The following is a 12,812-nucleotide window of genomic DNA, read 5'->3' as shown; positions in this document are numbered from 1 at the left end:
GAATAAGTTCATAAGCGATATTTCTTGCTTACAAACTTATTATACGAGGAGGTTCTATATGCTGAAAGAACAGGATATGCAGTGGGTAAATGAAACTGCGGACAAAATCATTCAGAAAATGGACTGGGTCAGTGATAAATCCAAACATAAGATCCCGTACACCACCGTTGACGGTGTGCATGATGACCGTTCCGATCAAAGCTGGGATATCCGCCACGATGACGGCATCGCCTGGTGGACCAACGGCTTCTGGGGCGGCATCATGTGGCAGCTCTATCATGAAACCGGCAATCAAAAATACGCGGACATCGCCCGGCATTCCGAGGAGCTTCTGGATACCTGCTTTGAACAGTTTTACGGCCTGCATCACGATTTGGGATTTATGTGGCTCCCGACCGCGGTGGCAGACTACCGTGAAACCGGCAGTGCAGATGGGCGGCGGCGCGGGCTTCATGCAGCGAATCTGCTGGCAGGACGATTCAACCCTGTGGGCCGTTTTATCCGCGCATGGAATGAACATGACAATGAGGACACCACCGGATGGGCGATCATCGACTGCATGATGAATCTGAATCTGCTTTACTGGGCCAGCGAAGAAACAAAGGATCCCCGTTTCCGCCAGATCGCGATGATGCACGCGGATACAGCGATGGCCAGCTTCATCCGCCCGGACGGTTCCACCAACCATATTGTGGAATTTGATCCTGAGACCGGCGAAAAAGTATGTACCTACGGCGGACAGGGATATGAAAACGGATCTTCCTGGACACGCGGACAGGCCTGGGCGCTGTACGGTTTTGTCTTAAGCTACATACATACCGGCAAACAGGAGTATCTGGATACGGCAAAACGCGTAGCCCACTATTTCCTGGCCAACATTCCGGACAGCGGACTGATCCCGGTGGATTTCCGGCAGCCGGCAGAGCCTTACTGGGAAGATTCCACCGCAGCGGCCATCGCCTCCTGCGGGCTGATCGAAATTGCCGGCTGCTGTAAGGAATATGAAAAGGGGCTTTATCAAAATGCTGCATTAAAGATGCTGAAAGCCCTGGAACAGGAACGCAGCCTCTGGGGAACGGAATGTGACTGCATCATACAAAACTGCACCGCCGCCTACCACGACCGGCATCATGAATTTAATATCATATACGGCGACTACTTTTTCATCGAAGCAGTCTTTAAATTAAAAGGCAGCGGCCTGTTTCTGTGGTAAAATAACGCAGCTGTACAGCCTTCTTTTCCGGTATATTCTGCGGCGGCCTGCAAATACTATCCGGGAACCCTGCGAATCTGCAAAGGCAGGAAATGAAGGAGGTATGAACCATGACCAATTTAAGATGTGATGTCACCAGCTGCATGCACAATGCAGACAAATGCTGCTGTAAGAACTCAATCCTGGTAGACGGATATGAAGCCTGTGACTGTGAGGATACAGCCTGCGCAAGCTTTGATAAAAAGAACGAAGCGCAGTTCACCAACAGCTACGAGACACCCAACACCGGCCTCACTGTGGAATGCGAAGCCTTTAACTGCGTATATAATGAAGACCGCATGTGCCGCGCACAGCGCATCGACATTATCGGCGGTCAGACATCCAAAGTGGACGGAACCGCATGCGCAACCTTTAAGATGAGGTAACAAAAAACATGCGGTTTCTGCCGCAGAGGTGAAAAAGCCTTCGGAGGTCACGCTCCGAAGGCTTTTTTCTGTTTACAGACTATTGGTTGGATACATTGATCTTTCTGATCTCTTTTGTGCGGATCTCTTTGCAGATATCATCGATAAACGATTCCAGATTCTTCTCCCCTTCATCCCCGTTAAACCTGCTTCTGACGGAAACTTTGTTCTCTTCCTCTTCCTTCTGTCCAACCACCAGCATATAAGGCACCTTATCCAGGCGGGCCTCGCGGATCTTATAACCGATCTTTTCTGAGCGTTCATCCACCGTGCTCAAAATATTGTTGGCCTTCAGCTCTGCATCCACCTTTTTCGCATACGCATGGTATTTTTCGGATATCGGCAGCACCCTGACCTGCTCCGGGCACAGCCAGGTGGGGAACAGGCCTTCATATTTTTCAATCAGGGTTGCCAGTGTGCGCTCATAGCAGCCCATGCTGGTCCTGTGAATGATAAAGGGACGCTTTTTCTCCCCGTCTTTATCCACATAATACATATCGAAACGCTCTGCCAGCGCAAAGTCCAGCTGAATCGTGATGATGGTGTCTTCTTTCCCATATACATTTTTGATCTGAATGTCGAGCTTGGGGCCATAGAAGGCAGCCTCGCCCTCCTCTTCCGTAAACTCCACCCCAAGATGTATCAGTATCTCACGCATGCGGTCCTGAGTCTTTTCCCACTGCGCCGCATCTCCCAGGTATTTGTCCTTGTTGTTCGGATCCCATTTGGAAAAGCGGTAGGTGACATCCTCCTCTATTCCAAGCGTCTTCAGACAGTATCTGGCCAGATCGAGGCATCCTGCAAATTCCTCTTCCACCTGCTCCGGAGTGACAATCAGATGTCCCTCTGAAATCGTAAACTGGCGCACGCGGGTCAGCCCATGCATTTCTCCGGAATCCTCATTGCGAAACAGTGTGGAAGTCTCCCCATACCTGCAGGGCAGATCTCTGTAAGACTTTTGGCTGGCTTTATACACATAATACTGGAACGGGCAGGTCATGGGGCGCAGCGCAAACACCTCGGACTCCGGATCGGACTCATCGCCCAGCACAAACATGCCTTCCTTATAATGGTTCCAATGATCGGAAATCTCATACAGATCCTTTTTGGCCATCAGCGGAGTTTTCGTCCTCATGTAGCCGCGGCGCTCTTCCTCATCCTCAATCCACCTCTGGAGAGTTTGGATGATTTTAGCCCCCTTTGGCATCAGAAGGGGAAGCCCCTGTCCAATCACGTCCACCGTAGTAAACAGTTCCATATCCCTGCCAAGCTTGTTGTGGTCACGCTTCTTGATATTTTCAAGATACTCCAGATACTCGTTCAGCTCCTCTTTTTTGGTAAAGGCGGTTCCGTAAATCCTGGTCAGCATCTTATTCTTCTCGCTGCCTCTCCAATAAGCGCCGGAAGACGAGATCAGTTTAAAAGCCTTGATCGGCCTGGTGCTCATCAGATGAGGGCCTGCACACAGATCCACAAACTCGCCCTGGCGGTAGAAGGAAATTACCGCATCCTCCGGCAGGTCCCGGATCAGCTCCACCTTATAGGGCTCCTGTCTGTCCTCCATAAATTTGACCGCTTCCTCCCGGGGCAGAGTAAACTTCTCCAGACGGGCGCCTTCTTTGATGATTTTCTTCATTTCCGCTTCGATTTTATCCAGATCCTCTCTGGTAAGCGGAGGCATGTCGAAATCATAATAAAAACCCGTATCAATGGAGGGGCCTATTGCCAGCTTTGCTTCCGGATACAGCCTTTTCACAGCCTCTGCCAGCACATGGCTCACCGTATGCCTGTATGCAGCTTTCCCTTTCTCATCCTGAAAAGTCAGAATGTTCAGCGCACAGTCGTCCTCCACCACGGTGCGCAGATCGGCCACGGCTCCGTCGATCTCACCGGCGCAGGCTGCTCTGGCGAGCCCTTCGCTGATATCCAGCGCAATATCGTATACAGATTTCGCCTCACCGTATTCCTTTACAGATCCATCCTTTAATGTAACTTTCATATCTAACATCCTTTCTGATTTAGTTAGCAGCAACTAAAAATCGCCCCTTTCTACATCTGCACCGATGTAAAAAGGGACGAATTTACTGCAAATCCGCGGTTCCACCCTAATTGATTCTTCCACTCATTTCAGCTGTAACGGAGCTGCCGGGCCCGATTAAGGGCCACTCGGAGATGGTTTTCGGTCAGGCGCCGGCAAGGAACTTCCAGCCTTAGGTTCCTCTCTCTGTGCCGCCAGACACTGTCCTACTCGTTCTCTTCATCGTATTGACTTAATTACAGGCGCCGGCTTGCGTTTTCCGGCCTCTGGTCTATTATTATATCACTTATACCTCTCTTGTCAAGGATTTGGCCGCGTCTTACGCGCCTGCCGGCGTGTCCGGGCCTTTATTCCAAAAAGGGCTGCCGCTCCCAGGAGCAGCAGTATCAAAGCTCCCCCTGCAAATACAACCCATCTGCGCATATCGGGCCTTCCTATATAAATCACTGCCTCCATACAGCCTTTATTGCCGGCGTAATCGCAGGCTCCGGCTGAAAGACGGCAGACTCCGCTCTCCCGGATTTCCAGCCGGATCACACCGTCTTCACCGATCTGATATGCCGGAGGGTCCAGAACTGCACCGTTTACCGAAACATAGTCCCATATGTCCGCCGTTTTATCTTTATAGATGCGCACAGACGCTCCGTCCGGATAACGTCCCCCATCCTCCACGCCGTCTATTTGTACCACCGGGGCAGACGTATCGATAATGAATTCCAGGGGGGCCATGGAATCTGTATTGCCGGCCGTGTCACACACTTCAAGCATAACTCTGTATTTGCCGTCCCGATGAAAGTCCTGCTCCGGCCACAGGACATTTCCTTCATAGCGGTACGGCGCGCTTTGACCGTTGACCAGAAAAGACAAAACCGTGATCTCATCCAGATTCGTCATACGGATTTTCGGCTGAAACCTGTGATTTAAATATGTGCCCTGGGGGTTCTGTTCCAGAAAGAAACTGGTGCCGGATTGGTTTACTGTAAAAAGCAGACTCTTCTCGGTCCGGTTCCCGGCAAGATCACAGGCCGTATATTCCAGGAGGTAACGGTCATCCTGATCGAATGTCCCAAAGGTGCAGATTTCTCTTCCCTCTACCTGACGCCACTCCCCTGCCCTTAAAGCGGTGCCGTTTACCAGTCCTTTTATGACAGCCCTGCGCGCATACCGATCCGGATGATCTTCTTCCACTTCCAACGATACCTCAACAGGCGAACTGCTCGACATCCATTCCGAAACTCCGCTTACCTTTATCGTCGGTGCGGTTGTATCCACTGCGAATACCTGCTCTAAAGGGATCATTGCATTGCCCGCCAGATCTGTTCCGGAAATCCGCACATCATACTCCCCGTCCTGCGTAAGAAGCACCTCCTTTTTCCAGGTCATACCCTCCTGTATCCAGCCGTTTTCACCCGGCCGGGTGCCTTTCACAATGCCTATCTCAAACAGGACATCTCCCTGTGAAAAATTTTGATCCGTCACCCAGACAGTCAGTCTGCCTTGCCTTGCATAGTAAGATCCGTTTCGCGCTTCACCTCCGTCATAGTAGAAACCGGCCTTGGGAGGGACCGTATCGATCCGTACTTCTAACCTTATATCCTCCGACGGATGACTCCGGTTGCCCGCCTCATCCGCCGTCCATACCGTCAGGCCGAATTCCCCATCTCCCGGAAGCTCTATCCGGTTTTGTTCCGGCTCCCATACCCGCCCGCCGTCCTCCTGCTTTGTATTGAGCTCCCATATCCTGCAGAAAACCTTCGCAGGACAGGCCCTGGCGGGCCTTTGAGCGGGCTTAATTGTTATATCGGGAATCTTTGTATACCATCCGCGTTCCCCGGGAGGGGCAAGATCCAGGGAAACATTTACCGGAAGTGTTTTCTGCACTTTAACAGCCAGCCCTTCGGAGGGTTCTCCCGGTATTCCCAGATTGCTGACTCCGCGAAAGTAATAGATCAGATTGGTGTCCGTTCCGATAGCCAAATCCGCTTTGCCTGCCTGGGCCGTGAGCAGCATCTCCGTCTGTTCTTCCCGTACACTCTGCTCTTTAGTCATGGGATGCCATTCCTCCAGGCCTGTGAGTTCTCCCTCTGCCACCGTGTATTCATATCCGCTTATACCGGCCAGTGATGCGCTGTCCTGAACGGACACCAGGACATCTTCCTTTGTCCAGGTTCCAGGCACATACCCGTTGGTATCCGCCTTAGGCGGACCGGGGACTCTGCCGTCAATAATCAGATAACCGCTCTGTTCCTCTATATAATACCCCGCTCTGTCCAATGCCCGCACTTCAGCGCGTCCCATCTGTCCCTCCTCTATCAACAGCGTCCCGGTATAGCTCCCGTCCGGCGTTCTCTGTGCAGCGATCTTTTTTTCCCAGTGAACCGGCCCGTGCAGGTCACGGCCGTCAAATTTACAAAAGAATTCCGCTATGCCCGCGGTCCTGTCATATGCGGACAGCTCAAGTGTTATGCTGTCACCGTATAATGCGTACAGCTGCAGATCTGCGTCAGGATACATTGTCCTCATATCGCAGTCAGGCTGCGGACTGACAATCTCAAGTCTCTCCGGCGCCTCAGTATCAATTATGAACTCACAGTCCTCCGGCAAAAAGGAAGAGGTATCCACAGGATTTCCCGCCTTATCCGTCCCGGTCAGCTCCAGACTGTACTTCGCATCCAAAGTAAACGCAATCACCTGTTCATATCCTGCCTCCGATTCTTTCCACTCCCCTCTCCGCATGGTATCCGGCAGCTCAACCGCGCCTCCGCTGCCATCTTCCGCCCATAGCCGCACCTCCGCCAGCGCAGGATCGAAATTTTCTTCTTTGATCGTAATATGAGCTGTCCGTACCGCATCCGTACCGGCCGCCTTAAGCTCTGCCGGTGACGCGGTGTAGATGCCGTCCGAGGACCGGCCGACGTTTTCGTAACGGATCTTTGCTACAGGAGCTTTCCGGTCAATATACACGGTCTGTTCAATTCTGGCGGAAACGCCCCCGCCCTCATTTTGCAAATAAAAGCCAAGCAGCACAGTCCCCTCTTTTGGCAGCTCAATCTTCACCCCGCTGCTTCCGTCTACCCAGCGTTCTTCCTCCCAGCTCTCATCCGGACGGTCCTTCGCAGAAAATGACAGCGCGATCCGCGCTCCCGGCTCTTTTGCCGTTATAAACGCCTGTCCTTCGTTTGTCCAGATCTGTCCCTGCCATAAGCCCGTATGGCTGATTTCATAAGCAATATCGGCTTCGTATACCGTAAAGCACGGTATATCCTCCTGCTGTCCGTCCGGATATATATAAAAATAATGTTCCGGCGCTCTGCCTCCCGAATAGCTTATGGGGTAGACGCCTGGGAGCATCCATTTGCTTTCCGCCTCGGCCTGTGCCTTTGGAAACTCCAGTGTCTTCAGAAATTCCTCATTACCGGCATCCCAATCCGCAAACCCTTTTGCACTAACGGCAATCTCCGGCGTAACCGTCCCATATTCTTTTGACAGCGGCCCTCCCGCCGCAATCAAAAGCGGACGCTTTTCCACGGTAAGTTCGATCACCCTATCCGTCACTTCACCGGCCAAGTCTCCCGAAAGCTGTTTTCTTCTTAAAAAAGTTATGCCGGTTCCTGTCGCCCAGGCTTTCCAGCAGCCCTCTTCCAGACACACGATTGCAATTTCACTGTCATCGCTGGTCCATATATATTCCCCTGGCTGCTCTCCGCCTGTCTGATCCATTGTCTGTGCCGCTTCAGGCGCCTCCTCCAGCAGAAGGAAATCCCCATAACGGGCTGTCATTGTCTCTGTAAGGCCGGCCGTATTCTCTTTGACAGGCGTGCTTTCCGCTCTGCTCACAAGGCCCATACAGACTGCGATTATCAAAAATACCGTTTTACACCAACTGATTCTGTCCGTCATGTCCGTTCCCTCCCCAATGGTATGAACTCCGTCGCAGCGGTGATCAGCACTGCCTGTCCCAATATAAATTCCTGTATATCCTTCCGTAATTCAGGCCATGCCGCCCCGTGATCTGTTTTGCAGACTGACCGCTTAAGACGCAACCGCTCTCCAACCGAACTCACCAGGGCCGGTATCCTGCAATGAAAGAACAGACAGACTGCCGCTGCCAACAGGACGGCTCCCACAGCCATTCCGCCCCAATACATCCATAGATACAGCATTTTTTCCCTCCCTTTATCCTTGTCATCAACCGCAGGTTGACGATCTGCGCACACTTTTGTATCACCTGTATCAGGTTCCGTCTGTATACGCCTCGAGCTTTTCACGCAGCACTTTCAGATTTCTGCTCTGTCCGCTGCCCGGCAGCGCCTCCGCCCTCTCACAGCAGTCTCTGGCAGTGGCGGCATCCGCCATAGCAGTCAGGGCAATGGTTCCCATTTCAGTGTACCCCTCAATACAGTCCGGAAACTCCCGGATGATCTGGCGGTATCTGCTGCATGCTTCCTGATAATCTTTCATCTCACCGCAGCAAAAGGCCGCCGCAAGCATCACTTTTTTACGCATTCCCAATGTTTCTGTCCGGTCTGCCAGGCTGTCATAAATGTGCAGTGCCTCTTTCAAAAGTTTCTGCCTGACTTCTCCCGGATCACTGTAAATTGCAGACAGACGGCAGGTCTCCCCCATCTTCAAACGGATTTCCTGCATCCATATTCTCGCGTCCCGCTCTTCAATCCTGTATTTCAGCGCGCTCTCCGCCTTCTCCAAGCTTCGCATCGCCCAGGCGAATGGGTCCTGCCCCTGCTCCAGAAGATAGCCGCGGTTAGCGAGACATACCTCCGCCAGAGACAGATAATTCTCCGCTTTTGTCCCATCATCCGCCATGCCGTCTATATAGTTTTCAAAGCCGGCCATTTCCTCAATAACCGCAGGCCAGTCAATCAGATTGGAGGGCATGCAGAGCGCCTGTGCGATTCCAAGGCAGTACTTTGCCTCCGGCACCTTACTCTGATCCGCTTTGGCGTAATACTGTGCCGCCCTTTCATAGTCCGGCTGCAGCTCATCACCGCCGGATATCCCGTGGAAATAAGCGTTAGCCGCCAGCATACAGAGCTTTCCGCTACTTCCCGCACCTTTCGGGTCACGGTTCAGGCAGGCGGTGAGCTTATCCATACCGTCCCCGATCTGCCCCATCCTTATATAATAGTAGAACATCCTCTGATAGGCTTCTTCCTCTAAGGGCAGCACCTCGATCGCACGGTCCAGCAATTCCACCGCCTCCTCTGAAAACTCGCCATCCGCTATGGAGGCAGATATACAGCTGGCTGCCTGACTGATCAGCTCACGGTAGGCAGAATGCTGTGTCCGCACCATACCCCGGCTGCCCGCCCACATTACGGCAAATGCGGCTGCGGCGCCTGCCGCCGCAAGCCCGAAAGATAGCAGGCCTTTTCTTTCCTTGTGACGGTACTCATCTTCCAATTCTTCAAAATGTGTAAGATCATATATCAGCTCTTCACAGCTCTGATAGCGTTTATCCGGATTCTGCATCGTACATTTCTGTATGATTTTCTCCAGACCTTTAGACAGTTCTGGGCGCAGCAAAGTAAGCGGGAAGCGTTCATAGGGCGGATCTGCCGGGTTATACCCGGACAGCAGATGATACATCGTCGTTCCTACGCCGTATATATCGGTCCGCGCATCGGTCTGCCCCTTTCCCCGAAACTGCTCCGGAGCAGCATAACCCAGGGTGCCCAAGGGCTGCGTATCCTCCGGTTTGCCGGGTTTATACCGTCTCGCAATTCCAAAATCCACCAGCTTCACTTTGCCGTCCATATTCACCATTAGATTCTCCGGTTTTACATCCCGGTAGATCACGGGCGGTTTCCGGCTGTGGAGATAGCAAAGCGCATCACAGACCTGCAGCATCCAGCCAATTACCTGCTCCTGGGAAAGCACTCTGTATTCGCCGATCAGCGTTTTCAGATTTTTGCCTTCCACGAAGTCCATGACGATATCCACCGTTTCTCTCTCATCATCTTCCAGGATATCCACAATTCTCGGCAGGGCCGGATGGTCCAGCTGCTTCAAAAGCTCCGCCTCTGTCAAAACGGATTTCAGTTCCAATGTCGGTGCAATAAGCTTCCCCTTAATCTCCTTCACCGCCCACTGCTTGTTAAGCCGGCGGTCTCTGGCCAGATAGACTTCGCTCATGCCGCCCCGGCCCACTAAAGCCAGAAGCTCATACTTACCGACCCACCTGGGCAGCGCCTCCGATGTTCCCATCGACTGATGTTCCACCCCATATCCCCCTTAAAACTGTCATCGGTTTCCTTTCTATGTGCTGCAAAGCTGTCTTACTGCCCTTCCGCTTCCGCGGTTCCGATCATGATGGCTGTAATATTATCCGGCTCACCCATGCGCACACATTCCTCCACTGCATCTTTGCATATCCCGGAAAAGTATGTTTCCGGCTGCCAGCTGCATTTTTCTTTCTTATCCTCAGTTCTTACAGAGCTTACGGCCACATGATTACGCACCTTTCCATCCTCCATATGATGCCAGAATCCGTCACTGCAGATCAGGAACATCCCCCCGGCCGATATGCTTCCACCATAAAATACCGGCCGGCACTTAGCGGATGCGCCTACGCACTGCAGCAGCACATTTCTTGCCGGATCCCTGTTCGCCTCTTCCTTTGTAAGCTGCCCAAGCATCATCTTGTGAACGGCTGCAGTCTGATCAACGGTCAATTGCGTCGGCATGGCTTCCATCGCATACACGCGGCAGTCGCCGACTTGCAGTATCCGATAGCTGTCCTTTGCCGCCATCATAGCCGTGACAGTGGTCCCGAGACGGCAGCCTGTGGTCTGTCCATAGGTGTAAATGGCACGGTTCAGCTCTCTGACAAGACCGCGCCATTCCGTCTCCAGCCAGTCCCAGTCCAGGCCGCGCCTGTAAAAGGTCTTAGCACCATGGGTAAACCATTCATGAAAGCCTAAGACAGCGGCAGCACTGGCCTTTTCTCCGTCAGCAAGGCCTCCCATGCCATCGCATAATACAATCTGTACCATATCACCGCCCGGATATTCAGCAAAACGAATGCTGAAACTGTCCTGATTAGGTCTTCCGCCCGCGCCGCTGCTGGTATAATACCCGCTCATAAATTTCATACCTCATTCTTCTCCTGTAAAAATTCAAATATTTCGCCAGCCAGAGACAGCTGATCCCCATTTGCCAGAGCCGTATCCTCTTGCGGTATCAGCTGCCGGCCATTTAATAAAGTTCCGTTTGTGGAATGTAAATCAGACAGCCAGCATTTCCCCTGGCTGCAGGTTATACGGGCATGCCTTCTGCTCACTCCACGGCTGCCGCCGATTACATAATCCGCGGTCCTTAAATCCGTCCCCAGATAAAAAGGCACATGATCCACCAAAATCCGTTCCCCGGTGAGAATTCGGATCAGGCTGATATGTTCTGCCAAATGCTCCTCTGCATTCTCTTCATTCCCACACATATTTTCAAGAAGGGTGGTCTTGTCCGCTTCAAGCAGAACGGTGGGGCAGTCCGTCTGCGGAGGACCGTTTGGCTGCCGGCTTTCCTCTGTCCTTCCGCAGCCGCCGGTCTGCACGGACGTTTTTCCGTTTTTTTGTTCCTGCAGATAATCCTTAAGATCCACTATGGAAAACACTTCATGTTCGTTTAGGTATCTAAGATAATCCTTTACATATTCCGTGCTCTCATAGGGGCTGAAGCTGCCGTTTAAAGCCAGGCTGAAAAATAACTGTTTCAGCGTTTCCGGCTGCTCATAATGCACAAAGGGCAGATAGATCACTCTCACCAACGCAGTTTTCGGATTTACAAAAATCCGGTCCGGACGTAAAACGATATTGCGGTAATCCAGGTTCTGATCCCGGCAGCTGCCCACGGTTTCCAGTATATGTCCGGCTATTCTCAAAAAAGTGCTGCGGCCCAGGACAGTATGTTCCAGATAATCCTTCAGGCTGACAAAATCCATCGTATAATAGACCAGGGAACCTGACTGCCTGCTGCGCCTTAAGGGGAGAAATCCGTTTATAATCCTGTCTGCGAGATAATCCCGCTCGCTTTCACATATCCGTTCCTTTCTCCCTGGTTTCACTGTAAGAACGCGCATCTCACCATGCCCTGAAAATCTGAATTTTGCCATAGTTCCCTCCGTACCGGCCAAAAGTTCATCTGTTTACAGTACCTTTTTCATCAAAGCTTCTGCTTCCCGATAGCTCATCGCCGTTCGCTCCAGAAACGCAGCATAAGCTTCCACCACTCTTTCGTAGTCATCAAATCTCTGTGAAAACTGCCGGAATCGGCTCTGCAGGGCATCTCCCGCCTCGCTCTGCCACGAACCGGCCAGCGCCTCTACCCTGTGCTTCATCTCCGCCAGCTGATCACAGAGCATGCCGTTCAGGCTGCGGATCGATCCGGCCGTTCTTTCCACCTCGTCTACCGATATAAGTATCTTTCCATCCTCTGTCATGAGTGATGCTCCCTTCTCCGGACTGTGCCAGAAATCTGTCAGTGAACAAGACGCCTTACCTGCGCCGCAATATCTTCCTGAGTTTTTCTGTAAACCGATGCGCTGCGAAACAAAAAATCCGCATAATCCCGCATGATCCCTTCCATCTGCTGAAAGTCATTCCGAAATCCTGTTATCTGCTGTGTAAATGCCACATTGTCCTTGCCCTGCCAAACCTGTTCCATCGTTTCCACTTCCGCGAAAAGCCGCTCATACAGACGCTTATACCCATCCGCTTCCTCGCCGATTTCCCTTCCCGTATGTTCCAGTACCGACGGCGTTACACTGATTGTTTTCATCCCTTACCTCCCATCTCATCAAACGATCATCAGCCTGCTTCCGTTTCTGAATACTTCATACGCCAATTTCCCACTTGGATATGGCATACCCGTATCGCGGTTCACAAGCAGGCTCCCCTCGCAGGATATATTTCCCGGATCGAGTCTCTCTACGAGTATCCCCAATTCTTTCTCCAATTCCTTCACCGTCCGGCCGGCAGGAATCCATACATCCCATTCCTGCCCGGCAGCCGGCACATATAATTCCACCAAAATCTCTTCTTCCCGCAACAACATTTTCTCCTGCAGCATCCCGTTCTCCTGC

At 52.1% G+C, this 12,812-nt stretch carries 11 protein-coding genes and 1 other annotated feature; of the genes, 2 read left to right on the top strand and 9 right to left on the bottom strand.

The window, feature by feature from the left end:
- The first annotated feature begins 58 nt into the window (after positions 1 to 58).
- Both DWZ56_RS10865 and DWZ56_RS10860 read left to right on the top strand, forming a co-directional pair.
- Positions 59 to 1,213 carry a glycoside hydrolase family 88 protein gene (locus DWZ56_RS10865; protein WP_118556657.1) on the top strand — a complete coding sequence of 385 codons (1,155 nt, stop codon included), beginning with the start codon at positions 59 to 61 and terminating at the stop codon, positions 1,211 to 1,213.
- A gap of 110 nt (positions 1,214 to 1,323) precedes the next feature.
- A complete protein-coding gene (locus DWZ56_RS10860) occupies positions 1,324 to 1,638 on the top strand; it encodes a DUF1540 domain-containing protein (protein ID WP_118556656.1) in 315 nt (104 codons plus the stop codon).
- Positions 1,639 to 1,717: 79 nt separating this feature from the next.
- Here DWZ56_RS10860 and thrS read toward each other — a convergent pair whose 3' ends face one another.
- The 9 genes from thrS to DWZ56_RS10815 all read right to left on the bottom strand — a co-directional run bounded on the left by thrS (position 1,718) and on the right by DWZ56_RS10815 (position 12,799).
- Positions 1,718 to 3,676, bottom strand: a complete 1,959-nt coding sequence (gene thrS / locus DWZ56_RS10855; RefSeq protein WP_118556655.1) for a threonine--tRNA ligase — start codon at positions 3,674 to 3,676, stop codon at positions 1,718 to 1,720.
- Between the two features lie 69 nt (positions 3,677 to 3,745).
- Positions 3,746 to 3,947: a binding site (T-box leader), on the bottom strand.
- A 68-nt stretch (positions 3,948 to 4,015) separates the two neighbouring features.
- The gene (locus DWZ56_RS10850; protein WP_118556654.1) at positions 4,016 to 7,615 is read right to left on the bottom strand and encodes a hypothetical protein; all 3,600 of its coding nucleotides are present in this window, start codon (positions 7,613 to 7,615) and stop codon (positions 4,016 to 4,018) included.
- Positions 7,612 to 7,878, bottom strand: a complete 267-nt coding sequence (locus tag DWZ56_RS10845) for a hypothetical protein (protein ID WP_118556653.1) — start codon at positions 7,876 to 7,878, stop codon at positions 7,612 to 7,614. Before DWZ56_RS10845 ends, DWZ56_RS10850 begins: the two co-directional genes overlap by 4 nt.
- A gap of 70 nt (positions 7,879 to 7,948) precedes the next feature.
- A complete protein-coding gene (locus DWZ56_RS10840; RefSeq protein WP_118556652.1) occupies positions 7,949 to 9,955 on the bottom strand; it encodes a serine/threonine-protein kinase in 2,007 nt (668 codons plus the stop codon).
- Positions 9,956 to 10,011: 56 nt separating this feature from the next.
- Positions 10,012 to 10,827 (bottom strand): PP2C family protein-serine/threonine phosphatase, encoded by an 816-nt coding sequence (locus DWZ56_RS10835; RefSeq protein WP_118556651.1) that lies wholly within the window; start codon positions 10,825 to 10,827, stop codon positions 10,012 to 10,014.
- The gene (locus DWZ56_RS10830; RefSeq protein ID WP_118556650.1) at positions 10,824 to 11,843 is read right to left on the bottom strand and encodes an FHA domain-containing protein; all 1,020 of its coding nucleotides are present in this window, start codon (positions 11,841 to 11,843) and stop codon (positions 10,824 to 10,826) included. Before DWZ56_RS10830 ends, DWZ56_RS10835 begins: the two co-directional genes overlap by 4 nt.
- 33 nt (positions 11,844 to 11,876) lie before the next feature.
- Complete coding sequence (locus DWZ56_RS10825) at positions 11,877 to 12,170, bottom strand: WXG100 family type VII secretion target (RefSeq protein WP_118556649.1); 294 nt, start codon at positions 12,168 to 12,170, stop codon at positions 11,877 to 11,879.
- A gap of 38 nt (positions 12,171 to 12,208) precedes the next feature.
- Positions 12,209 to 12,508, bottom strand: a complete 300-nt coding sequence (locus DWZ56_RS10820) for a WXG100 family type VII secretion target (RefSeq protein ID WP_118556648.1) — start codon at positions 12,506 to 12,508, stop codon at positions 12,209 to 12,211.
- 18 nt (positions 12,509 to 12,526) lie between these two features.
- A complete protein-coding gene (locus tag DWZ56_RS10815) occupies positions 12,527 to 12,799 on the bottom strand; it encodes a hypothetical protein (protein WP_118556647.1) in 273 nt (90 codons plus the stop codon).
- Positions 12,800 to 12,812 lie beyond the last annotated feature (13 nt).

Source organism: Lachnotalea sp. AF33-28 (genome assembly GCF_003477885.1).
Classification (GTDB): domain Bacteria; phylum Bacillota; class Clostridia; order Lachnospirales; family Lachnospiraceae; genus AF33-28.
The sequence above is the reverse complement of the archived record's forward strand: the minus strand, read 5'-3'. Positions and strand labels throughout refer to the sequence as shown.